At 66.9% G+C, this 23685-nt stretch carries 23 protein-coding genes; 12 read left to right on the top strand and 11 right to left on the bottom strand.

All coding sequences use genetic code 11. The features are described 5' to 3' along the window. Positions 1-8: 8 nt before the first annotated feature. The gene (locus tag GXK59_RS13015; protein WP_160667355.1) at positions 9-566 is read right to left on the bottom strand and encodes a hypothetical protein; all 558 of its coding nucleotides are present in this window, start codon (positions 564-566) and stop codon (positions 9-11) included. 757 nt (positions 567-1323) lie between these two features. Between GXK59_RS13015 and GXK59_RS13010 the strand changes: the two genes are divergently transcribed. Further along, on the top strand, positions 1324-2403 hold the full coding sequence (locus GXK59_RS13010) for an IS110 family transposase (protein WP_160667007.1): 1080 nt from the start codon (positions 1324-1326) through the stop codon (positions 2401-2403). Between the two features lie 149 nt (positions 2404-2552). Here the strand turns inward: GXK59_RS13010 and GXK59_RS13005 are convergent, their stop codons facing one another. From GXK59_RS13005 to pdxA, 6 genes are all read right to left on the bottom strand, one after another. Then, entirely contained in the window at positions 2553-3311 is a 759-nt protein-coding gene (locus tag GXK59_RS13005) for a hypothetical protein (protein ID WP_237393882.1), read from the bottom strand. A 551-nt stretch (positions 3312-3862) separates the two neighbouring features. Next, positions 3863-5443 (bottom strand): alkaline phosphatase D family protein, encoded by a 1581-nt coding sequence (locus GXK59_RS13000; protein WP_160667353.1) that lies wholly within the window; start codon positions 5441-5443, stop codon positions 3863-3865. Positions 5444-5700: 257 nt separating this feature from the next. Beyond that, positions 5701-6921, bottom strand: coding sequence for a flavin-containing monooxygenase (locus tag GXK59_RS12995; protein WP_237393881.1), 1221 nt, complete (start codon positions 6919-6921; stop codon positions 5701-5703). Positions 6922-6969: 48 nt separating this feature from the next. Then, positions 6970-7356, bottom strand: a complete 387-nt coding sequence (locus tag GXK59_RS12990) for a TfoX/Sxy family protein (protein ID WP_160667351.1) — start codon at positions 7354-7356, stop codon at positions 6970-6972. Positions 7357-7437: 81 nt separating this feature from the next. Beyond that, entirely contained in the window at positions 7438-8226 is a 789-nt protein-coding gene (locus GXK59_RS12985) for a DeoR/GlpR family DNA-binding transcription regulator (protein ID WP_160667349.1), read from the bottom strand. Between the two features lie 79 nt (positions 8227-8305). Beyond that, the gene (pdxA, locus tag GXK59_RS12980; RefSeq protein ID WP_237393880.1) at positions 8306-10711 is read right to left on the bottom strand and encodes a 4-hydroxythreonine-4-phosphate dehydrogenase PdxA; all 2406 of its coding nucleotides are present in this window, start codon (positions 10709-10711) and stop codon (positions 8306-8308) included. Positions 10712-10922: 211 nt separating this feature from the next. Here pdxA and GXK59_RS12975 point away from each other — a divergent pair, with 211 nt between their 5' ends. From GXK59_RS12975 to GXK59_RS12930, 10 genes are all read left to right on the top strand, one after another. After that, a complete protein-coding gene (locus tag GXK59_RS12975) occupies positions 10923-12548 on the top strand; it encodes an ABC transporter substrate-binding protein (RefSeq protein ID WP_160667345.1) in 1626 nt (541 codons plus the stop codon). 4 nt (positions 12549-12552) lie between these two features. After that, a complete protein-coding gene (locus GXK59_RS12970; protein WP_160667343.1) occupies positions 12553-13488 on the top strand; it encodes an ABC transporter permease in 936 nt (311 codons plus the stop codon). Then, entirely contained in the window at positions 13485-14405 is a 921-nt protein-coding gene (locus tag GXK59_RS12965; protein WP_160667342.1) for an ABC transporter permease, read from the top strand. Before GXK59_RS12970 ends, GXK59_RS12965 begins: the two co-directional genes overlap by 4 nt. Next, positions 14402-15256, top strand: a complete 855-nt coding sequence (locus GXK59_RS12960; protein WP_160667340.1) for an ABC transporter ATP-binding protein — start codon at positions 14402-14404, stop codon at positions 15254-15256. Before GXK59_RS12965 ends, GXK59_RS12960 begins: the two co-directional genes overlap by 4 nt. Before the next feature lie 44 nt (positions 15257-15300). Next, entirely contained in the window at positions 15301-16164 is an 864-nt protein-coding gene (locus tag GXK59_RS12955; RefSeq protein WP_202129215.1) for an ATP-binding cassette domain-containing protein, read from the top strand. Further along, on the top strand, positions 16164-17141 hold the full coding sequence (locus tag GXK59_RS12950; RefSeq protein ID WP_160667338.1) for an aldo/keto reductase: 978 nt from the start codon (positions 16164-16166) through the stop codon (positions 17139-17141). The genes GXK59_RS12955 and GXK59_RS12950 overlap by 1 nt, the downstream gene beginning before the upstream one ends. A 42-nt stretch (positions 17142-17183) precedes the next feature. Then, a complete protein-coding gene (locus GXK59_RS12945; RefSeq protein ID WP_160667336.1) occupies positions 17184-17945 on the top strand; it encodes an HpcH/HpaI aldolase family protein in 762 nt (253 codons plus the stop codon). A gap of 130 nt (positions 17946-18075) precedes the next feature. Then, a complete protein-coding gene (locus tag GXK59_RS12940) occupies positions 18076-18279 on the top strand; it encodes an antitoxin MazE-like protein (protein WP_160667334.1) in 204 nt (67 codons plus the stop codon). Continuing rightward, complete coding sequence (locus GXK59_RS12935; protein ID WP_160667332.1) at positions 18276-18602, top strand: type II toxin-antitoxin system PemK/MazF family toxin; 327 nt, start codon at positions 18276-18278, stop codon at positions 18600-18602. Before GXK59_RS12940 ends, GXK59_RS12935 begins: the two co-directional genes overlap by 4 nt. Before the next feature lie 121 nt (positions 18603-18723). Beyond that, a complete protein-coding gene (locus GXK59_RS12930; protein WP_160667331.1) occupies positions 18724-19878 on the top strand; it encodes a DUF6226 family protein in 1155 nt (384 codons plus the stop codon). A 46-nt stretch (positions 19879-19924) separates the two neighbouring features. On the opposite strand, the gene GXK59_RS12925 is transcribed toward GXK59_RS12930, so the two are convergent. Further along, positions 19925-20089: a type II toxin-antitoxin system VapC family toxin gene (locus tag GXK59_RS12925; protein ID WP_160667329.1), complete on the bottom strand. Its 165-nt coding sequence runs from the start codon at positions 20087-20089 to the stop codon at positions 19925-19927. 103 nt (positions 20090-20192) lie between these two features. Between GXK59_RS12925 and GXK59_RS12920 the strand changes: the two genes are divergently transcribed. Then, positions 20193-21401 carry an acyltransferase family protein gene (locus GXK59_RS12920; RefSeq protein WP_160667327.1) on the top strand — a complete coding sequence of 403 codons (1209 nt, stop codon included), beginning with the start codon at positions 20193-20195 and terminating at the stop codon, positions 21399-21401. Positions 21402-21413: 12 nt separating this feature from the next. On the opposite strand, the gene GXK59_RS12915 is transcribed toward GXK59_RS12920, so the two are convergent. Genes GXK59_RS12915 through GXK59_RS12905 form a run of 3 tightly spaced genes read right to left on the bottom strand, consistent with a single transcriptional unit; the run spans position 21414 to position 23465 of the window. Beyond that, on the bottom strand, positions 21414-22568 hold the full coding sequence (locus GXK59_RS12915; protein WP_160667325.1) for a hypothetical protein: 1155 nt from the start codon (positions 22566-22568) through the stop codon (positions 21414-21416). 47 nt (positions 22569-22615) lie between these two features. Beyond that, complete coding sequence (locus GXK59_RS12910; protein ID WP_160667324.1) at positions 22616-23017, bottom strand: VOC family protein; 402 nt, start codon at positions 23015-23017, stop codon at positions 22616-22618. Positions 23018-23027: 10 nt separating this feature from the next. Next, entirely contained in the window at positions 23028-23465 is a 438-nt protein-coding gene (locus GXK59_RS12905; protein ID WP_160667322.1) for a helix-turn-helix transcriptional regulator, read from the bottom strand. Positions 23466-23685: the final 220 nt, after the last annotated feature.

The following is a 23685-nucleotide window of genomic DNA, read 5'->3' as shown; positions in this document are numbered from 1 at the left end:
TGCCTCCGTCATTTCGGGGGGATCTCGTCCGCGTTGCAAGTGGGGGAGTCAACCGGGACGCTGATGCGCAGGTATGCCGGGCTCTTTGATTCGATCGTCAGGGTGGCGCCGTCGGCGTCCGTGCTGCGGGCTACCACCCAGCCGCCGGGAACTGCGTCCGTTCCACCGAAGGCAGGGAATCCGTGCCGCGCCAGGACCGGGTCGCCAGCCGCGAAAATGTCAGCGAAGTGGTTGGAGGGCTCCACCACGTCGGCGCTGCTCTTCATGGTCTGCGGCGTGAGCAGGCATCTGCCGTCCTTCGAAGCGGCCAGGGTGGCTGGCTTGTCCACGGTCCAGCTGATGTCCGGCATTTTCGCTTCCAGCGCCGCAATCATCTCTGCACGCAGGGCCTCGTACTTGGCGAAGCTTTCCGCCACCGGCGCGGGGGCCTGGGTGGCCGGCGGGGCGCTGCTTGTCGCTACGGGGGGCTGCTGCGGTGCCGTGCAGCCAGCCATCAGGGTTGCGACGAGGATCAGGAAAACCGTCCGGACACCGGACGACAGGTGCGATTGCGTTCGGCCGTTCATTTTCCCCCAGTTCTGCGGACGGGATCCGGTGACGGGCCCACTAGGGAATGCTGTCACACCTGCGTCGCGTCCGGCCATGGGCAGAACACCCCCGGGGAAGCGGCGGACGACGGCGGGTGCGTACCCGTCGTCGTCCGCTTCCCCTAGGTGGGGGTTCTTCGGCTACCGTGCCTGAAGCCCCGGAACCCCATCCGGGATCGCGAAGGACGCCTTTGTCCTCACGGGAGCCCCCGGCGTGGATCCTGAGCCATTGCCGATGGACGAGATCGACCTGCACTGGAACTTCATATCCTGTTTCCGTCCCCGAACTTCCCTGACCGTCAGTCTCTGGGCTGGAATGCCCTCTGGGGCACCTGACTAGACCGTCTGCAGCACCGGCAGGTTCATAGCTAGTGCAACGACCAATGAATTCTGCCGCCGTCAGAATGGCTCACTTTCGACCGTCACCGACAGTTGTTGCGACTGTGAGTATTGGTTGTAGCTGGTCTGGGACTGGCTGGCAGGATAGATATCGGCCGTTCCATCCCGTGGACGTGACTCCTGTTGCGACTGACCCCCAGGTGTCATTCGATCGACTTGTCCGTCCATCGGGGTGGTCCGGCCGGCACCTGTCCGGCCCACCTCGGTAGCTTGATCAGAAGATTGTCCACCCCTTGCGGGGCGTGACCCATCACAGTGCTGTTCCTTTGGTGACCTCTACCCGGACTGGCGCTGGCCGGTGACGGCCATGACCACATCCGTGAAGAGGAAGGTAGGAATGACCGCCATGTCTATCGTCGCGCATGCCCATCCATTTGTCGTGGGTGTCGACACGCACGCCCGAAACCATGTTTACGCCATCCTCGACGCCACCAACGGCGCACTACTGGATACGCAGTCATTCCCCACCACCACAGCCGGGATCAACCGGGCCATTAAATGGATCGCACGCCGCACCAACGCCGACGCAGACACCCTCTGGGTCATCGAAGGAGCCGCATCCTACGGAGCGATCCTCGCCGGCACCGTGGCAACCCACGGATTCCCAGTCGCCGAAGCGCCGCGCATGGATGCCAAGAAGCGCCGTGGCGTGGGCAAGTCCGATGCCCTGGACGCCCACCAGATCGCCATGGCCGTTCTGCCCCTGCCGGTGGACAAGCTGCGCCGACCACGCCTTCATGACGGGGTCCGCCAGGGCGTGCGGATCCTGGTCACAGCGCGGGGGTCCATGAGCAAGGACCGGACCCGGTCGGTCAACGCGCTCAACGCCCTGGTGCGGGGCAATGACCTGGGCATCGATGCCCGCCAGAAGCTCACAGGCGCCCAGATCACCGAGGTCTCAAAGTGGCGTTCCCGCGAGGAAGAGCTCGCCTTGTCCATCGCCCGTGCTGAGGCCGTGCGGCTGGCCAAACACGTCCTGGCGCTGGATGAGCAACTCACGGCCAACGAGAACCAGCTGGACGAGCTGGTGAAGGTCAGCGATGCCGCACCCTTGCTGGAGGAGACGGGGTTCAGGGCGATCAGCGCCGCGAAGTGCCTCGCCGCGTGGTCGCACGAAGGCAGAGTCCGCAACGAGGCAGCATTTGCCTCCCTGGCCGGGGTAAATCCGATCCCCGCGTCCTCCGGGAACACTGTCCGCCACCGCTTGAACCGGGGCGGTGACCGGTCCCTGAACAGCGCCTTGCACATGGTCGCGGTCGTCAGGATGACCCATGATGGCGAAACCCGCCAGTACGTGGAAAAGCGACGCGCCGAGGGTCGTACGGACAAGGAAATTCGTCGTTGCATCAAACGCTACCTGGCCCGCCGCATCTACCGCACGCTCAGCGCGGCGGCAATAGCGATAAACGCGGCTTGACAGACATAGAAGAGTCGACCGTCCGAACCGAGCCGGGCTTTACCGGCCAGGTGTGTCCCGTAAGCCTGTTTCGCTAGTGCTGTCTCACCAATTTTGCAGTGACCCACAAGACCAGTCCCGGGTCGTCCACTGAAATGGCGAATCCGTCACTATTCGCAGCCAACACCGTCCCCGTTTCGGTCCAATCCGTAGATGTCACTTCCGACGACAGTTACCGGTCCCCTTACGTAGGCCGGTCCGTTGCCGTTCCCGCCCGCGCAGTCCACATCAGATGCGATCGGTACGCATGCCCCTGAATAATTGCGGTCGCATCCGGAGGGAGCGGCCGGGACAGCTGGCTGGACGGGAGCCGGAACCTTCGCTGCCGCTGCTGCAGCTGCCTCCTGCCGTGCGGTTTCAGCGGCGGCCGCCTGCTGCTGTGCGGCTTCGGCCGCCGCTTGTTCCTGCGCAGCTTTCAGTTGCGCTTCCTGGGCGGCTGCATCAGATGCTGCTTTGTCGGCACCGGCTTTGACCGCAAGCGAGGCGGCCGCCGCTCGAGCATCCGTCACACGCTGCGAGGCCGACTTTTCCATCCATTGCAGTTTTCCATCGTCAGTCTTCGTGCAGACAAAGACCGTTTGCTCGTGCGTTTCGCGCGAATTTTCTGCAGTACAGGAAACTGTCGTCGGCGCAGTAGTTTTTGCCGACGCCGCGGCAGTCGCGGAAGCTGGTGTGGAACCTGGCGATGTGGGCAGCGAGGCAGCGGCCTGGCCTCCACATGCAGTCAGAGCCAGAAGAGCGGCGCTCGCCACGGTGGCGGTTTTTGCCAGCCGACCCGAAGCTGGCGAAAGCCGTTTGTCGTTAGCAGGCTGGCAAGAGACTTTTAAGTCCGGAAGTCGAACATCTTTGCGCCAAAAGAATGTATTCACTTGTGCCCCCAATAAATCAGATCTTGACTAAAGTTCTCGCCGACCTTAGCACTGGGACGCCAGTTCAAAATAGGCTTTCCACTTAACAATTTCTGTCATTAGTTTTGTGTAATATTTGTCAATTGTGTAGATCTACATTTCTTCCAAGTTCACACTTATTTACGATGGCAGATGGCACTGCTGCCGGAGTCCGGACTCCATCTCGCACTGGCCACCGGCGCGGGCCATACCCCCGGCGTTTCAGGTCTCTGGCGCGGATGACGGCCCGAACAATCGTAAGAACCACCACGAAAAGCCGGGGGAGGGCGACCGCAGCCAGAACGCCGTCGAGCATGCCGCGAAGAATTCCAGCGGCGGTGGCTGCGTTGCGGAGATCGTACCGTCGGGTACAAAATTCTGCTGTTTTCGCGCTTCTTCCTCGTGAGTAAGGCTGATGTGCAGTGGCTACGCGGTCGCCATGGAGGTGTTTCGGCAGGCCTAACGGCCGGGGAGACGACGGCGGGCGCGCCCGCCGTCGTCGTCCTGGCTGGTTTCGACAGGTTCTACCCCCGCTACGGCAGCCCCGGAACCCCGTCCCGGATCGCGAAGGATGCCTTCGTGCCAACCGGGGATCCCGGCGTCGTGACATAGTCCAGCGTCCGGAAGTCGGCGGTCATGGCGTCCTTCGTGATGCGGGTGTTCACGTAGCCGCGGTTGTCGTTGTAGAACTTCAGGTGCGGGTTCCAGGCCATCGTTGCATCCGTGGTGGAGCCTGTGCCGTTGCCGGTGGACGAGATGGACGTGCACACCAGTTCCGAGCCCACCACGGGGGAGGCCGGGTCCTTGTAGTCCACCTTGACGTCGTTGGCCCAGTTGCGGTGCACGTCACCGGTGAGGACGACGGCGTTGCGCACTTTTGCGTCCACCCAGCCCTGGGTGATGCGGCGGCGCGACGCGGCGTAGCCGTCCCACCCGTCCATGGAGACGTCGTCGATCTCCGGCGCCCTGTCCCGGTCCCGCTCGGCGAAGAACACCTGCTGGCCCAGGATGTCCCAGCGCTGGGTGGAGTTCTTGAAGCCGTCCAGCAGCCACTTCTCCTGCTCCGCGCCGGTGATGGTGCGGTCCTCGGCCAGACGCCCGGCCACGTTCTTTTGCCAGCCGTCGCCGGCGAGCTGGTCGTCCCGGTACTGCCGGGTATCCATCATGTGGAAATTGGCAAGCTGGCCCCACTGCAGCTTCCGGTAGATCTTCATGTCGGCGCCCGCGGGCACGGACGACGGCCGCAGCGGCATGTTCTCGTAGTACGCCTGGAACGCCGCGGCCCGGCGCTGCCGGAAATGCTCGGTGGTGTCGTTCAGCTGCCCGGCGTCCTTGTTCTCTGGGACCTCGTCCGCCCAGTTGTTGTCCACCTCGTGGTCATCCCACACCACCAGCCACGGCGCCACAGCGTGCGCGGCCTGCAGATCGGCGTCGGCCTTGTACTGCGCGTGCCGCTGCCGGTAGCTGGCCAGGTTGGTGGTCTCGGGGCCCGCGTGGTCACGCGGGTTGCCGCCGCCGATCACGTAGCTGTCCTTTTTGTACTCGTACAGGTAGTCGCCCAGGTGCAGCACCAGGTCCGGGTGGTCCTGCGCCAGCCGGGCGTAGGCGGTGAAGCAGCCGTGTTCGAACTGCGCGCAGCTGGCGAACGCCATGGCCAGCGCCGCCGGCGTCTCGTGCGGCGCCGGGCTGGTGAGCGTCCGGCCCACGGCGCTGAGGTTCCGTCCGGTACGGAACCGGTAGAAGTATTCACGTCCCGGCCGGAGGCCTTTCAGCTCCACGTGCACCGAGTGCGCGGTTTCGATCCGGGCGTGCTCGACGCCGCGGGCGACTACCTTGCGCATGCCGGCGTCCTCTGCCACTTCCCACGCCACCGCGACGTTGCGCGAGGGCATGCCGCCCAGGCCGTCTACGGCCACCGGGTCCAGCGCCAGCCGGGTCCAGATCACGAAGCCGTCCGGCCACGGTTCGCCGGAGGCGATTCCGAGCTGGAACGGATCGGCGCGGAGACCGGCGTCGTCCGCGGTGGAAGCGGCGACGGCGGCACCCGGCCAGGCGGCGACGAGCCCGGCCCCGAGGCCTGCGGAAAGAACGGATCTGCGTGAAATGTTGTCCATGCCTTCGACCGTACGAAGGCTTGTTGGACAGGTTCTGTGGACGATGTGAATGCGCGGTTAACTACGTGACAAGACCTGTTGACCGGGTTAACACCCCGTCGATTGACGTTAGCGCCGGCCGCTTTCCGGTGTGCCAGCTGCCGGCATTGATTCCAGATAGCGTTTGAGACTTGCCCAATTGGCGGCTTCCTGGCGTTTGCCGATTCGGCGGTGACCGGGGAGAGGAACCTGAGCGCGCCGTGGCCCTCGCCGCCCAGTCAGCGGGCTGCGATCTGCGCCGCCACGAATTCGGCATCGTCGCCCACCACGGACAGCGTGGCCGACAGATGTTTGGTGAGCCAGGGGAGGCCCACGGCGTAGAGACCCGGGACGTCGGTGACGCCGCGGGAGTGGCACGGGTAGTTCCACTCGTCGAGCACCGGGATGTCCAGGAAGCTGAAGTCGAGGCCGTATCCGGTGGACCAGATGACGGAGGTGACTCCCTCGGCATCAAGGTCCAGGCGTGCCCCGGTGTCCGCGGGCAGCCAGTCGTCCGCCGGCACAGGGTCAGCGGGCGGAGCGTCGATGCCTGCGGCGTGAATGTAGGCGTCGGCCATCCGCCCCAGCCGCGCACCGAACCCCGCCTCCACCAGGGCGATGCGCGCGGGGAGGTCGTCGCTGAAGACGAGTACGCCGTCGTCCGTTCCCTCAAACCGGCCGTGCAGCCGGACGCCCCGGCGGCCGAGGTCCCGCAGATGGATGCTGTGGCCGCCACCGTTGCCGGAGATTAGCGGGTTGCACATAAAGCGCGCGGCGGGGGAGGGAAGCTGGTCCGACTGGAGGCCGTTGATGCCGTGCTCGGGGCCATGGAGGTTAACCTCCAGAATCCAGTGGAAAACATCCTGGCCGCGGTACCGCCGCGGGGCCTCGGGGCAGGCCGAGACGGAAAGGTGGACCTCCCGGCCGGCGTCGAGCAGGTCCTCGGTGATCTGCCCGCCGGACTGCCCGGTGCCCACCACCAGCACGGCGCCGTCGGGGAGCTGCTGCGGGTTGCGGTAGTCGTGGCTGTGCAGCTGGCGGATATGCGCTGGCAGCGCGGCGGCGGCTGGCGGGATGCGCGGGCGCTGGAAGGCGCCGTTTGCGAGGACCACGTTCCGGGTCTGCCAGCGGCCGTGGTTGGTGTCCACGGCGAAGCCGCCGTTGGCCGCGCTGACCCGGGTCACCTCCGTGCCGAGCAGGACCGGCGCCCCGATCCTCGCGGCGTAGTTCCGGAAGAGCCCGATCACCTCGTCCCGGGGGAGGAAGGCGTCCGGTTCGGGCCCGCCGTAGGTCATCCCCGGCAGCAGGAACGAGAAGTTCGGGGTGTTCAGGTAAAACGAGTCCCAGCGGTCCTGCCAGGCGCCGCCCAGTTCCGGCCGCCGCTCCAGCAGTTGATGTTCGACGCCGTGCCGGGTCAGCCAGCAGCTGGTGGCCAGGCCGGCCTGCCCCGCGCCGATCACCAGGGTGTCGACCCCGTGGACTGGGCCTGCGGCGGGGGGAGAGCATGGCTACTTCTTCGCGGCCTTCGCTTTGGGAATCTTGGGGGCCTTGGGCGGGAGTCCGGCCACATGCTCGAAGGCCTTCTCCACCCAGGCCCGGGCCCGCGCTTTGTCGCCGTCGCCCTCGGCGTTCCAGATGTCCGGCAACCCGGTGTACCCGCCCATGGGCCGCTCGGCGGGCCCGAACGGAACGGTCCGCTCCGTGCTTTCGAGCAGTTCTTTGTCGGACGCCGCCAGCTTCACCCCGATGGTGGGGCCGAACAGGCCCGCGAACATGTTGCCGTTCACGAAGGCGCCGAGGTTTCCGAACATCGGCTTGATGACCACCTCGGGAATGTCCGGCAGTACCGAGCGGAAGTGTTCCTTGTCGGCGTCGGACGCTTTGGGCATTTCCACGGGGTACCTCCCGAATTGCTGATCAGGAACGGGTCTTCCTGCAGGATATGCCCGCCGCCGGACACAGTACAGGCGGTCAGGCTAAGACGCCGCGGCCTCCACACCGACGGCGGCGACCTCAACGTTCACCCCGGCCTCCCGGAACTTCTGCACCTGCCCCGGATCCGCGCCGTCGTCCGTCACCAGCGTCCAGGGCAGCGCCAGCCGCGCCCACGCGTGGAAGGGCCGCAGGCCCAGCTTGGAGGAATCCGTCAGCACGTAGACGGTGTTGCCGCGCCGGGCCATGAGCTCCTTGAGCCTGGTCTGGGCGTGGTCGGCCTCGCAGATGCCGTCCTCGGCCGTCACGGCGTCAGCGCCCAGGAACACGCGGTCGAAGCTCATCCGTTCCAGGGCCGCTTCGGCAAGCGGGCCCACGAAGCTCTGGCTCAGGGTCCGCAGCCGGCCGCCGAGGCAGTTCACCTCGATGCCCTCGGAGTCTGCCAGCTCCTGCAGGGTGTTGATCCCGGGCGTGGTGACGGAGAGCGGGTCAAAGTTGCGCAGCTCGTGCGCCAGGGCACCCACCGTGGAGCCGGCGTCGAGCAGGATGTTCTCCCCGGGCCGGATCACGGACGCCGCCCAACGGGCAATGGCGTGCTTCTGTTCGAAGGCTTCGCCGATGCGCTGCCGCAGCGATGCCTCGGGGTGCGCGCCCATGGCCATGGCGCCGCCGTAGGTGCGGGCCAGCCGGCCCTGCCCGTTCAACAGTGCGAGGTCGCGGCGGATCGTGGAGGCCGTGACCTCGAACCGGGCGGAAAGTTCCTCCACGGAGGCCAGTCCGGTGGTGACTGCCAGATGGTAGATCTCCTCGCGCCTGGCGTTTGCGGACAGCATTCCCGGTCTCCTTCCCGTGGGCGTGGTACCCATGCTAGTTCCGGCCCGGGGTGACTGCCTGCAGCATCGCCTGCTCCGCCTAGACTGCCATGCTGGGCCGGGTGGCCATCTCGGCCGCCTGGTGCAGGGCTTCGATCATGCTGCGGGAATCGGCGATCGCCTTGCCGGCGATGTCAAAGGCGGTGCCGTGGTCCACGGAAGTCCGGATCACCGGCAGGCCCACCGTGATGTTCACGCCGGCCTCGATACCGAGCACCTTCACCGGGCCGTGCCCCTGGTCGTGATACATGGCCACCACGAGGTCGTAATCACCCCGGCCGGCCAGGAAGAACAGGGTATCCGCCGGCAGCGGGCCGGTCACGTCGATCCCGGACTCGCGGGCGGCCCGGACGCCGGGCTCGATCTTCTCCGCCTCTTCGCCCTGGCCGAATAGCCCGCCCTCGCCGGCATGCGGGTTGATGGCGCACACCCCGATTTTCGGCTGCGGGACGCCCGCCCGGATCAGCGCGTCGTGGCCGCGGCGGATGGTGCGCTCCACCAGCGCCGGGTTGATCTTCCGCACGGCGTCCATCAGGCCGATGTGCGTGGTCACGTGGATGACCTTGATCTTGGGCGTGGAGAGCATCATGGACACTTCCTCCGTCCCGGTCAGCTGCGCCAGCAGTTCGGTGTGCCCGGGGAAGATGTGGCCGGCGGCATGCAGCGCCTCCTTGTTCAGCGGCGCCGTGCAAATGGCCTGCACCGTTCCGGCCATGGCCAGCTCGCTGGCCACCCGGATGTACTCGTACGCGGCATGGCCCGCCACCGGAGAGAGTTCACCCCACGCGAGGTCCTCCGGAAGCAGCGCGAGGTCGATCACGTTCACCCGGCCCGGGCTGAACACCGCGTCCTGCACGGTGGCCACGGGCTGGATGTCCGCCTGGATCCCCAGGGCGTCCGCCGCCTGGCGGAGGCGCAGCGCGTCCCCGATCACCACGGGCCGGCACTCGGCGTTGATCTGCGGGTCCAGGACGGCGGCCACCACCACCTCGGGCCCCACGCCGGCGCCGTCGCCCATGGTGACGGCGACGTAGGGGAGGTCCGGGGAATCGACAATGTTCATGGAAGGTCCTTTTCCGGGCAGGGACGGCCGGGATGCCGTCGGCAGAGGGAAGTGTTTCGGAGCGGGATTCCCCGTCGGGGAAGCCGCTGCGCGGTGGTTGGCCAGTGCGGCCACGATGGTGCGGAGGCTGGTGGCGTTCCCGAAGCTGCCGGGACGGGTGACCACGGGGTGTCCCCCCGGAGCCAGCGACAGGACGGCGCCGTGTTCGATTTCGCCCAGCACGCTCAGCCGCTTGACGCCCAGGGCATCCAGCACCGAGCGGGCGGTTTCCCCGCCCGTGACCATCAGCGGCCGGCCGGCGGCGAGGGGAGCTACCGCCCGGGCCAACGCGGCCGCGATCCGCGACGAAACCCCGGGGTCCACCGCCGACGCATCCACGGTCACCGCCGTGGGACCTGCCGCCAGCGCCTCCTGCAGCGGAGCGGGATCAGCCGTTCCGGCCAGAAGGTCCGCGGGGGAGAGGGTAATGACGGCGACGCCGGTCTCGGCCAGCGCCTGCAGCTGCTCCCGTGCCGGGCCGGAGGCCGAACCGACCACCAGCAGCGGAAACCTCGTGGAGCCGGGCGGGCCGGTTGGGGAACGGACGACGGCGGCACCGCCGGGGGGTGCCTGGCCGGCGGTCCGGGCCAGCGCGGCTCCCAGAGCGGAAGCACCGGCGAAGCGGATGCCGGGGAGGCTGAGGCCCGCGGCGGCGATCGCGTCCAGGTCGTCGGGGGTCTCGGCGTCGCAGATCACCACCGGATGGGGGTATCCGGCGGTGGCCGTGTGCAGCGCGGCGCGGAGTTCCCTGCTGCCGCTGCGGACGGTGGCAAGGTCCACCACGGCGGTGGGCAGCGGGGCGAGGAGTGCGGCTACGGTGGCGGGCGGGGCCGAGGGTTCGGCATGCCACAGCGTTGTCTGGTGCAGCGGCACCCCCTGATGGTGCACCGTTCCGTCGACAGTGCTGCGGCCCAGGGGAGGCAGGGCCGGGGCCAGGATGACGGGCCCGGCCGCAGAAAAAACCGCGAGTTGGGACGCCAGGGGGCCGCGGAGCAGGGAGTCGATCTTGAGGAACACCGTCGGGGCGCCCTCTCCTGCGGGGAGCGCGTCCAGGATCCGGCGCAGCCGCACGGCGGCCTCATCAGCGGGGAACCTGCGGTTGTCCGTATCCAGCACCAAGGGTCCGGCGCCCGGACGGAGCTCCCCGAGCGCGGGCCCCAGCTCCTCCGGAAGGTGGGGCAACATGCAGACCAGCGGGCCGCCGTCGTCCGCCGCGTCCAGGTGAGTGCCGGGATGCGCGCTTTGCGCAGTGCCGGTGTCCGGCCCGTCGGATCCGGCCAGAAAGGCCACTGCCGTCTCGGCGGCGCCGGAGAGGTCGTCAGCAATGGCGATGATGCGCTGCACTGCTGCCTCCTTTGGCATAAGCGGGGATCCGGGTGCGGTGAGATGTAGGGCAAACCAGGCCGTTGAGAACGTGCTTGCACAAAACACGCTAACTCACTTGCGCGGTATGCGCAATCGTGGCATTGTGATCGAAGCAACAAACCGCGGCGGTCGTATCAGCAGGATGCAACGCCAAAGCCGGCAGGAGCCGGCCCTTACTTGGAGGTCAAAGATGACTCAGCCCGACAGCGTTGCCGGCGGCAGCGGATTCCTCGGCGAAGTAGCGCAGCGTTCGCTCTCCCGGCGTTCACTCCTCCGGTGGGGCGCCATGGCCGGAGCCGGCGCCGTGCTGGGTCCCGCCGTCACCGCCTGCGTGGGTCCGTCCGCCGCCAGTAGCGGCGCCACCGGCACCAGCACCCTAACCCTCGGACTGAACCGCTCGCTGGTCAGCCTGGACAACAAGCTCAACCAGTTCGATGCCGCAGTCACCGTCCAGCGCGCCGTCCGCCAGGCCCTGACGGAAATCGGCGACGACCTCAAACCGCGCAATGTCCTGGCGGAAAGCTTCGAACTGACCAGCCCCACACAGTGGACCGTCAAGCTCCGCAATGACATCAAGTATTCGGACGGCACCAAGGTTGCCGTTGAGGATGTGGCGAAGGCCCTTCAGATGTACAGCCAGGTCAACGGCTCCTTCCTGGCACCCCAGTTCCCGGAGTGGCCCACCGTGACCAAGAAGGACGAGACGACCTTCACCCTGAACACCAAGGCCCCGCTGCCCGTGCTGAACACGCTGATGTCCAACATCCTCATCACGCCGGCCGCCGCCAACAAGCCGGAAGAGCTCCAGGAGGGCGTGGGCACCGGCCCGTACAAGGTGGCCTCCGCGGACCGCGGCACCGGCACCTACAAGCTGGTCATCAACGAGAACTACTGGGGCGACAAGCCGAGCGTCGCCGAGGTCAACGTCCGGTTCATGTCCGAGGAATCCAGCCGCGTGGTTGCTTTGCGCTCCGGCGAGGTGGACGTCATCGACTCCATCACCCCGGATTCCGTGGCTCAGCTGAAGACCGTTGACGGCATCACCATCGAATCGGTCACGGGCACCCGCTACAACCAGCTCTTCTACAACTTCCGCAAGCCCGCGGGCAGCCCCATGTCGGATCCGAAGGTCCGCGAAGCGCTGTCCTACGGCTTCGACAGCAAGAGCGTGGTGGACGGCATCCTGGGCGGCACCGTCACCTCGGCCAAGGGTGTTGTCCCGCAGACGCTGGCCGGCGCGGTGGAGACCGGAGAGTACAAGTTCGATCCCACCAAGGCCAAGAAGATGCTCGCGGACCTGGGCGTGTCCAACCTGGCGGTCAAGGTCATCTGGGAGACCGGGGAATTCGCCGGCGACGTATCCATCATGGAAGCCCTCGTCCAGATGATGAAGGACATCGGCGTCACGGCCGAGCTCCAGCAGTTCCAGCCCGGCGGCGACATCTCCGCCTGGCGCCAGGGCAAGGCGGGCGACTGGGACATCCTGGGCAACGGCTACGGGAACCAGACCGGCCTGGCGCTGACCAACCTGCAGGGCATGTACGCCGGCACTGCCGAGAAGGAAGCCACCCGCGACACGTACCACGGCTTCGTCTTCCCCGAGATCAGCAGCAGGATCATCGCCGCCACCTCGGAGACGGATGCGGCCAAGAGCACGCAGCTGCTCAGCGCCGTGCAGAAGGACATCTGGGCCCAGTGGCCCTGCATGTGGGCCTTCATTCCCAACGCCGTGCTGGCCCGCCGCGCCCGGGTGGAGGGCATCAAGCTCCGCCCGATCAACTCGTACCAGCTCTCCTCAGTCAAGGTGAACGGCTAGTCCCATGCTCAGATACGTCTCCAAGCGGTTGGGGCAGAGCCTGCTCACGATCTTCCTGACCGTGTCCACAGTCTTTGTCCTGATCCGGATGGCTCCCGGCGACCCGGCCTACGCCCTGGCCGGTCCGCTGGCCTCCACCGGAGACCTCGAGAAAATCCGGACCTCCATGGGGCTCAACGAACCCCTGCTGACCCAGTACGGCATTTTCCTCCGGGAGCTTGCCGCCGGGAACATCGGAAAGTCCTATTCGTTCCAGGCACCCGCCCTGGACGTCGTGATGGCCCGGCTGCCCAACACCGTCTTCCTGGCGGTGCTCGCCATCCTCGCGGCCATTGTGGTGGCCATCCCGCTGGGGGTGTGGATGGCCAAGCGCGCCGACACCAAGCGCGAGCTCGGGGTCAACGTACTGACCATCGCCGGGCAGTCCATGCCTGACTTCTGGATCGGCATCATGCTGCTGACCCTGTTCGCGGTGGTGATCCCGATCTTCCCGTCCTCCGGCTTCACCAGCTGGTCCGGGGTGGTCCTGCCCGTCACGACGGTGGCCATCATGCAGATCGCGCTGGTGTCCCGGATGGTCCGCCGCGAGGTGGGCGCCAACATGACGGCCCCGTACCTTACGGTGGCCAGGGCCCGCGGCACCGGCGAGCAGAAGCTCACCTGGGCCTACGCCATGCGCAACTCCTCCATCCCCATCCTCACCACCCTGGGGACCCGGTTCGCCGGCATGCTCAACGGTGTGGTGGTGGTGGAAGTGGTGTTCAACTGGCCCGGCCTCGGGTCGCTGGTGGTCCGGGCCCTCGAAACCCGCGACTATCCCCTCATCCAGGCAACGGTGCTGGTGACGTCCGTGCTCGCCGTCGGAGTCCAGCTCCTCATCGATTTGTGTTACCCGCTGCTGGACCCGCGGGTCCGGCTCGGAAAGGTGTCCGTCGCATGAGTACTGTCAAGGAAATCCCGATCGTCGCCGAGACCATAGAACCGCGGACGGCGGTGACGAAGCGCCTGCTCCGGCGCTCCTCGGCCGCACGGCGGGAGCGCTCGGCCAACGTCAAGATGCTGCTGGGCGCCGTCCTCACCGCGCTGGTGGTGCTGCCGATTGTCCTGGCCCAGGTCCTTCCGCTGCCGGATGCCGATGCCCAGGCCATCGCGTCCCGCTTCCTGCCCCCGTTCAGCCCGGGCCACCTGTTCGGCACCGACCAGCTGGGACGGGACATCCTCTCCCGGGTCCTGCACGGCGGCCAGGTCTCCTTGACCATCGGCGTGCTGGCCGTGGTGATTTCCGGCCTGGTGGGCGTGGTCCTCGGTGCGCTCGCCGGCTTTTTCGGCGGCTGGGTGGACGCCGTGGTGTCCCGCCTGATCGAGGCACAGCTGTCCCTGCCCTTGCTCATGATGCTCCTGCTGGTGGTGGCGCTCTTCGGCCCCTCCATTCCGGTGATCACCTTTGTGATCGCCATCGCCCAGTGGCCCGAGCCCGCCCGCCTCACCCGCTCCCTGGTGCTGGTGGAACGCGAAAAGCCCTACGTCCAGGCCGCCAAGGTCCTGGGTCTGCACCAGATCACCACCCTGGTGAAGCACGTCATCCCCAACGTCATCAACCAGGTCATTGTGGTGGTCCTGCTGCTCCTGGCCACGGCCGTCCTGATGGAAAGCGCCTTGAGCTTCCTCGGAGCAGGCCCGCAGCGGCCCTTCGCCACCTGGGGCCGGATCATCTCCGACGGCCAGGATTTCCTCACCACCGCCTGGTGGATCGTCACCTTCCCCGGAGCGGTGATCGCCACCCTGGTGGTGGGGGTCAACCTGCTGGCCGACGGCCTGCGGGACCGCGTACGACGCCGGAAGGAAGCAACGTCATGAGCGTCCTGGAAGTCAAGGACCTTTCCGTCGAACTGATGACCACTGCCGGTGTGATCCGCGCCGTGGACGGCATCTCCTTCTCCATCGACGCCGGAGAGACCGTCACCGTGATCGGTGAGTCCGGTTCCGGCAAAAGTACGACGGCGATGGGCCTCCTCAGGCTCCTGCCGGACGACCTCGCCGTCATCTCCGGCCACGCAGTGCTGGACGGCGTGGACGTGGTGACCGAGCCACGGAAATTTGCCAAGCTCCGGGGCCGCTCGGTTGCCCTTATCCCGCAGGACGCCATGACCGCGCTGTCCCCGGTGCACACCATCGGGCGGCAGTTGGGCGAGGCGGTCCTCCGGAAAGGTCCCGCGTCCAAGGCCGAGGCGACCCGGCGGTCCGTGGAGCTCCTGGAACAGGTCCGGATCCCCGCGCCGGAAGCGCAGCTGAAGAAGTACCCGCACCAGCTCTCCGGCGGCATGCTGCAGCGTGTGCTGATCGCCATGGCGCTCGCCGTGGACCCGGTACTGCTGGTGGCCGACGAACCGACCAGCGCGCTGGACGTCACCGTGCAGGCCGGCATCCTGGACCTCCTGATGGAACTCCAGGAGCGCACCCACGTGGCCATCCTGATGATCACGCACGATCTGGGCGTGGCCCGGCTGGTCTCGGACCGGATCCACGTGATGAAGAACGGACAGTTTGTGGAAAGCGGCGAGGTGGAACAGATCGTGGAGTATCCGCAGACGGACTACACGAAGAAACTCCTTGCCGCGGTACCCCGGCTGGGCGCCTGGGACGGCGAATCCCAGCCGGATCCGCTGGAGTCCGGCAGCCATGCAGCCCTGAACGGAGCACACCCGTGAGCCCTGCAACGAACACTGCCGCGAGCACGCCCGGCAGCACGCCCATCGGGCAGGACCTGGTGCTGTCCATTCGCAACCTCACGGTGGACTACGCCGTGCACCGGACCAGCTTCCGGGCCGTGGACGATGTCAGCTTCGACGTCCCGCGCGGCAGCACGGTGGCCATTGTGGGGGAGTCGGGCTGCGGCAAGTCCACCATCGCCAAGGCGATCGTCCGGCTGCTCACCCCAACATCCGGGGAGATCCTGCTCAACGGCCAGGACATCGCCCGGATGCCCGCCCGGCAGCTGCGTCCCCTCCGGTCAAAGGTTCAGATGGTGTTCCAGGATCCCTACGGTTCACTGGACCCGCACCTCACGGCCGAGGACATCGTGGCCGAACCCCTGACGCTGCGGGGCATCCGGTCCGGCAAGGAACGCCGGGCCGCAGCCGCCAAACTGATGGACCAGGTGGGCCTTCCCGTTTCGGCCCTGGGCCGCCGGCCGGCGGAATTTTCCGGCGGGCAGCGCCAGCGGATCGGCATTGCCCGGGCACTCGCGTCCCAGCCTGAACTGCTGGTCTGTGATGAGGCAACCAGCGCCCTGGACGTGTCGGTCCAGGCGCAGGTTCTGGAACTCCTCGCGGACATCCAGCGGGACAGCGGACTCACGTACCTGATGATCAGCCACAACCTCGGTGTGGTGCGCGAAAGCAGCAGCCACGTCGTGGTGATGTCCAAGGGAAAGATCGTGGAGCAGGGGAACACTGAACAGGTCCTCAGCAGACCCAGGGACCCTTACACGCGGGCGCTGCGGGCGGCCGCCCTGGATCCGCTGACCATGACCGGCCGCAAACCGCGCCAGCTGGTCTCAAGACTGAACAAGGTAGCCCCGCAGGGTGACCCCGTACTGATGGAGGATGCAAGCTGATGCAGGGAACCAACGTGGCAGGCCTCGAGCTTCCCATTTCGCAGCTGGCCCTGGGCACCATGACCTTTGGCGACACAGTGTCGGAGGAGGTTGCCGCCGGCATGCTGTCTGCCGCGCTCGACGCCGGGATCACGGTGGTTGACACCGCCAACGGGTACGCGGGCAGCGCCACCGAGGAAATGCTGGCCAAGCTCCTGCCGGGAAAGCGCGATGCCGTCATCCTGGCCTCCAAAGCGGGAATGCCGCACCCGGATGCGGGAGACCACTCCCCGCTGTCGGCCGAAGGGCTCCGGCGCTCCGTCGAGGGCAGCCTCCGGCGGCTGGCGGCGGACCGGCTGGACCTTTTCTACCTCCACCAGCCGGACCGGAAGGCCCCGCTGGAAGAGACGCTCGCCATCGTCGGGCAGCTGATCGCCGAAGGCAAGATCGGCGCCTGGGGCGTGTCCAACTTTGCGGCCTGGCAGATCAGCGAGCTGAACGCGGCCGCCGACGCCTCCGGAACCCCCCGGCCGGTGGTGGCGCAGCAGCTGTACAACCTGCTGGCGACCCGGATCGAGGACGAATACCTTGAGTTCGCCCAGCACACGGGCCTGCTGACCATGGTCTACAACCCGCTCGGCGGCGGCCTTCTCACGGGCAAACACGCGTTCACGGAGTCGCCCACGGAGGGCCGGTTCGGCAGTTCCCGGCTGGCCGAAATGTACAAGAAGCGGTACTGGGATCCCCGGCTCTTCGAGGCGATACGCCAGCTGGGCGACATTGCGGACGGCGCGGGACTGCCGCTGCCGGAGCTGTCCTTCCGGTGGCTCTTGAGCAAACCGGGGGTCGGTTCCATCCTGCTGGGCGGCTCCAAAATCGAACAGCTCCAGGCCAACATCGACGCCGCGGCCAAGGGCCCGCTGCCGGCGGACATCGTCCGCGCCTGCGACGACGTTGCCGCGGAAATCCGCGGACCGATGCCCAACTACAACCGATAACCGCCCCGGCTCACACAACGCCAAACTGAAGAGGTAACTGCCATGACCGCCGCATCATTTGCTGCCAAAGCCCGCGCCCACGAGGCCGTCGTCGGCTATTGGATCGTTTTGGATTCGCCCGTTTCCACAGAACGGGTTGCCCGCGTCGGGTACGACTACGTCGCGCTCGATGCACAACACGGGTTGATGGGGTACTCCGGGTGGCTGAACGGACTCATGGCCATAGATGCCGCGGGCGCCGCCGGCATCGTCCGGGTTCCGGCCAACAACGCGGCCCTTATCGGACAGGCACTCGACGCCGGCGCGGCCGGGGTGATCGTCCCCCTGGTGAACAATGCGGCCGAAGCGGCCGACGCCGTCCGGGCAGTCCGGTACCCGCCACATGGCATGCGCTCCTACGGGCCGATGAGGTCTGCCCTGCGCATCGGCCCCAAACCCGCCGACGCCGACGCCACCGTGCTGTGCCTGGCCATGATCGAGACGCCCGAAGGACTGCAGAACGTCAAGGAAATCTGCGCGGTCCCGGGAATCGACGGCGTCTACATCGGTCCGTCCGACCTGTGCCTGGCTGTGGGCGGAAGATTTCCCAACGATCCGGACGTGGCCGAGGAATTCAATGCCGCGCTGGTCACCATCCGTGAGGCAGCCCAGTCCGCGGGCGTCATCGCGGCCATTCATACGGCCAGCGGAGAAATTGCCCGGCAGCGCATCGAGGAGGGCTTCACCTTTGTGACCGTGGCCTCGGACCTGACGCACCTCGAAATCGCTGCAGCCAGCCACCTGGCAATCGCCCGCGGGGAGTAGGCGCGGCGAAGGTGAAGCCTCAGGTAGCTGGCTCCTCAGGCTGCCGCGAGCAGGAGAGCCGCCCGCCAACGCTCGTCCGTTTGGCCCGGCTGACCGGCTGGCAGTCAGAAGTTACATGTAACATTGGGCTATGAGCGTTAGGGATCGCGTCGCACGGCACCGGGCTGCTATGCGCGAGCGTGGCTTCCGGCAGATTCAGATGTGGGTGCCAGACGCCCGCACGGAAGAGTTCAAGCGCGAGGCGCGGCGCCAGGCGCTTGCGGTTGCCGCCGCGGACCGCGCGGGTGACGACCAGGACTTCATCGAACAGATTTCGGAAGACTGGCCCGAGTGAATCGGGGCGAGCTTTGGACGGTCTCGGGTGGCACATATGCGCAAAAACCCAGGCCGGCGCTCATCATTCAAGATGATCTGTTTGCAGCGTCTGAGTCGATCACCCTTCTGCCGCTGACGTCCCAATTGACGGACGCGCCGCTGCTGAGGTTGACCGTGGAGCCAGGACAGCTGACCGGGTTGGAACGCGTTAGCCAGATCATGGTGGACAAGCTGACAACGGTGCGTCGCGCCAGCCTCGGGCAGCGAATGGGACGAGTGGATGCCAAGACGATGGTTGCAGTTGAGCAGTCGCTGGCCATTTTTCTGGGTCTGGGGAGCTGAGATACAATCTCCGGCGCCGGCTGCGGGCCGGGCCTACCTAATCGGACGGGGTTCGCCCCGCAGCCTTTCGAAAGCCTTATTTTAGTGCGTGGCGGTTCCGGCGGCGGATTAGGATCGCGGTATGGGGACAGCAGAGGACTTGTTTGAAGGGCAGGCCACCGGAATGCCGGAACCGATGCCGCGCGGCACCGCGTTGTATCGGGAAGGGTCCGGTCCCGCGGTGGTCCGGCACCTGGAGGGCTATGCCCCGTTCGTTGACTTCTGCGCGGCGCAGGGCGCACGGGCGGGCGAACTGGCTGCAGACCCTGAACGGCTCATCCGGTTCCTGCGCACGGCAGGCTCCCAGCTCGCCGACGACAGCACCCTCAGCGCGGCTGCGGCGGTCTTCGCCGGGAACACCATCGCCCGGCTGCGGCCCGACGCGCAGTGGGCCGCCTATGAAGGGGCCCCATCTACGGTGGGAAACCGGGACAAAGCGTTCGAGGTGGACCGCCTGCTCGAAGCTCTTCGCAGCGCGGACGACGACGCGGTCCGCGGGCTGATTGACGTGCTCTCGGACTGGGCGCAGGACGAGCCGGATGAGCCCCCGGCCCGTCCGCCCGTTCCGGTACGCCCGGCGGCAGGACGGCCCCGCTACGTCCGGCCGGACCTGCCGACGACCACCTATTACTCCCGCGACGGGGAGCCCATTCCCTACGGCCGGCACTGGGGCGCGGACGGGCCCGACCCGGATTCCTACAGCGTGGACAGCCACCCCGAGCGCTTCGCCGGGCTCCACGTCGTCGCCCGTGCGCTGATCGAGCACCTGACGGCGGTGTACGACGTCGATGTCCAGGATGATCCGGCCCATGGCGGGGAGCTGCTGATGCAGGGGCCGGGCGTCCTGCAGGCCGTCAAAATCATCCCGCGGGATTCCGGGGCGGCGGCCCTGACGATTGTGCTGACCGTCTACCCGGGCGTGATGGTGCACGCCGGAGTGCTGCATGACTTCGCGTTTCCGGTGTGCGGCTGCGATTCCTGCGACGAAACGGTGGAGACAACAGCGGATCGGCTGGAGCTGTTGGTGCTCTCGGTCGCGGCCGGCGGATACAGCGAACGCTACCCGGTGGGCCGCAAGCGGTGGAGCGAGTATGCCTTGGCAGCGTTCGACGGTTCCGGCTCGGAGAGCGGCCAGGGCGAACCGCCCCCGGCCAGTGCCGGGCGACTGCACGACGCGGAGGTCCGGCTGCGGGAGGTGGCCCGCGGATGGAAACCCTGGCCACTGCGCCGGAGCTGAACTGGGGCCCCGGACGCAACCCGACCGGGATTGGCTCAGGCCACGATCAGCCCGCGCTTCCGGGGGACGCGACGTTAAGGCCGGCGTCCACCGCGGAAGCCAGCAGGTCGGCGTCGTAGGCTACCAGGACGTCGGACTGCAGCCGGATGGCGGCGGCGAGATGAATGGCATCTGGGCTCCGCAATCCGCCGGGCAGGGCGGCTGCGTACATCAGGGGAAGGGCAAGCCAAAACTGACCTGTTGGCCGGCAGGGACCTCAGTCTTGGCGACTCCCCGGCCGCCGTCAAATGTAACGAACTGGTAACATGGGACGGATGCTGTCTAAGTCTGGTCAAACACGAGTCACGCAGCTTGATGGCCTCAGGGGGATTGCCGCCCTGGTGGTTGTTGCCTGCCACGTAGTGTCCACGCTCCCGGGAATCGGGAACGTCGTAAAGGGCAACCGGTCCGCGGCGCTCAATACGGCAGAGACCTGGGCTGTGTTCTCTCCGCTGCACGTCCTCTGGAACGGCACGCCGGCTGTCCACGTCTTTTTTGTGCTCTCCGGCTTCGTCCTGGTCCTGCCGTTCACCCGGCCGGGCCCGGCCAGGAGCTGGGCGCAGTACTACGCCAAGCGCTTTTTCCGCCTCTATATACCGGCCTGGGCGTCGCTGGCGGTGGCCGTTGCGTTGATCCTGCTGATTCCCCGGACGGCGTCGCCGCTGCAGAGCCCGTGGGCGGACATGTACGTGATCCACCCCAGCGTGGGCCAGGTCCTCAAGGACGGCCTGCTCCTGCTGAACGCCAGCACCATCAACACCCCGCTGTGGTCGCTCAAATGGGAAGTCCTGTTCTCCCTCCTGCTCCCGGCCTACGTCTTCCTCGCACTCCGCTGGCGGCGCTTCTGGCACGTGAAGATCGGCCTGGCACTGCTCCTGGCCCTGGTGGGAGCCCTGCAGCACCTCGACTGGCTGTCCTACCTCCCGATTTTCCTCATCGGGGCCGTCCTCGGCGTCGAGCGTGAGCGGATCCGCGAGCTGACCCGGAAGTGGCCGCGCGTCGCCTGGTTCCTCGTGGCCGCCGCGGGACTCTTCCTGGCCAACGCTGAATGGATCAGCCGCGAGCAGCCGATACCCGGCGTCGAGGCCGTTGTCACGGTGGGCGCGACGCTGATCGTCCTGCTGTTCATCTCGTGCGGCTCGGCCAAGCGGCTCGGCGACACCGCCGCCGCGCAATGGCTGGGCCGCGTGTCCTTCAGCCTCTACCTGGTGCACCTTCCGATCATCCTGGCCGGCGTCACCCTGCTGCGATCCGTCTCGCTTCCGATGGCGCTCGCCGTTTCCGTGGCCGCCTCGTTCGCGATCGCGGAGCTGTTCTTCCGCTACGTGGAACAGCCCGCCCACCGGCTCTCGATGGCCGTGGGGCGTGCCGTGGGCCGCCGGATCCGCCGCGACGCTCCCGCGGACAGTCCGGCTATCCCACAACCGGCAGAAGCGCCGTCGCCTCCAGTAGCACGGGAATATGCCGGGTCCCGCTCCCGGTAACGTTGGGCGGCGCTAATTGGAAGGTGCGAGGAGTCCTGCCGTGATCAGAAGACTGAGCAGAATAAGGATGATACCGATGGCCGCGAAGATCCAGACACGGCTGGACTTCCCCTTCGGGGCCCGCCAGATCGCGATAAGCGCAGCGAAGAACAAGCCGGCCGCAACCGGAATGAACGCGAGCTGCTTGGACTCTGTGTTCAGAGGCAGGAGCCGGTCAGCGCCATAGAGGGCCAAGACCAGCGCCGGTATGCCGAGGCCCAGAGAGGCCACTGCCGCAAGGGTGTTGAAGGAAGACTGCGCGTCGGCTTCCCTGGAGTTCGAAATGCTGGCTGCCGCGGCCATGAGGGCCCGCGTGGTGGCCGATTCAGCATCCAGTTGCTTGCGCATTTCCAGGCACTGGCGGATGGCGGCGTCATGGAGCCTCATCCATGTGCGTGTGCCGGGCGTCGCCACGGCGGCTTCATTGATGATCGACGGGTCCTGCAGCCTGCGGTATGAGTGATAGGCCACGGAGTCCGAAAGGTGCAGCCAGAGGCCTTCCCGAACTGCTTCCCTCGCCTGGTCAGCCGCGCGGCCGCAGATGATATTCAATTCGAGCAGCGAAGCGACGATGGGTGTATTGCTGGACGTTTGATGTCCTTTGCCGCTGAACACCGCCAACCGGTGTTCGAGTCCATAGCGGATTTCCCGGACCTGGGCCACTGAGTTTCGCGACATTTCCGCCAGAGCCTTGGCATGCCGGGCCGCATGCATCTGCGGATCCCCGGCTTCGGACGCCTCCGGCCACGCAGGTAGGGCGTCCTTGAACCTTAAGACTGCCTCCGTGACACGGGCGTTGCCGGCCGCGTCGCCTTTGTCCACCAGGGTGAACTCGCCCTCGTCCGCGCCTTCAGTCCAGATGTTGCTCAGGAAGCACTCCACGGCCACGTGGTCGACGTCCTGGACGATCACCCGTGAGTGACCCACCATCACGAGGCGCTGTCCCGGTTCCCCAGAGACATGCAGGAGCGGGACGGCCCGAATGGTGCTGCTGCCGCCCGGACGGCCCAAAAAGTCGGCAGCGGCCCTGGCCGACATGGCCTCCTGGCCCACGACGTCCCCGTCAAACGAAATACTGATGTTGTCAGGGGCTTGGATGGTGCCATCCGGGCTTGAGTGTGCATGCATTTGTCCATCGTATTGCCCCGCCCCGGCGTCGTTCGCGTCTTCGTGCCTTAGGCCTGGTTAAACCGGACCATGTTGCCGGACGGGTCGCGGAAGGCGCAGTCGCGTGGGCCCCAGGGCTGGACGATGGGTTCCTGGAGGACCTCCGCACCGGAGGCCCGGACCGCCTCGAACGTGGCGTCGAGATCGTCCGTGCGGAATACGAGGATAGGGAGGGCGCCCTTGACGAGCAGCTGCTGGAGGGCGTCGCCGTCGTCCCGGGAGCGGCCGGCGTGCGGGACGGAGAGCACCAGCTCCAGATCGGGCTGGGCCGCGCTGCCGAGGGTGACCCAGCGCTGCCCGTCCGAGCCGACGTCGTTGCGCACTTCCAGGCCGAGCACGTCCCGGTAGAAGGCGAGCGACTCGTCGAGGTCGTTGACGGTGATTTGTGAGTACTGCAGTGAAATGTTCATGTCTTCCACGCTATTGCAGCGCTTGCGGGGGCGCTTCTTCAATCCTGCTCGGCTTGCGGGCGGGCCGTGTGCGCAGCCGGGCGATGCACGGCGGCATGGCCTGCACCGCGTGGTGCTCCCGGGCCCGGTAGGCGCTGGGGGTCATGCCGACGATCTCGGTGAACCGCGAGCTGAACGATCCCAGCGAGGTGCAGCCGACCTCCATGCACGCATCCGTCACGCTGGCGCCGGCGCGCAGCAGAGCCATGGCGCGTTCGATCCGCCGGGTCATGAGGTAGTTGTAGGGCGTCTCGCCATAGGCGGCCTTGAACTGGCGGGAGAAGTGCGCCGGGGACATCAGGGCACCGGCGGCCATCGTGGGGACGTCGAGCGGCCGCGCGTAGTCGCGGTCGATCAGGTCCCGGGCCCGGCGCAGGTGCGCCAGGTTGGCCAACTCCTGCGGTGTCATGCCGCCATTCTAGATCCGGAGGCGTCCCGGCGGAGGGGCCCATTGATGCGGCCGGGGCACCCCCAAAACACGTGTGGTAACCCGGCCCGAGAATCTCCTGTAGAGTTGATCCTGTTGTTGTGTTTATGCAGTTCGTAGTTCAGGCAGTACGCAAGGTTGCAAGACCTTGTTCTTCTGAAGCAGCGGTTTTGAGCACCCCACACAGGAGGACCCGAAAGTC

Source organism: Pseudarthrobacter sp. ATCC 49987, assembly GCF_009928425.1.
Classification (GTDB): domain Bacteria; phylum Actinomycetota; class Actinomycetes; order Actinomycetales; family Micrococcaceae; genus Arthrobacter.
The sequence above is the reverse complement of the archived record's forward strand: the minus strand, read 5'-3'. Positions and strand labels throughout refer to the sequence as shown.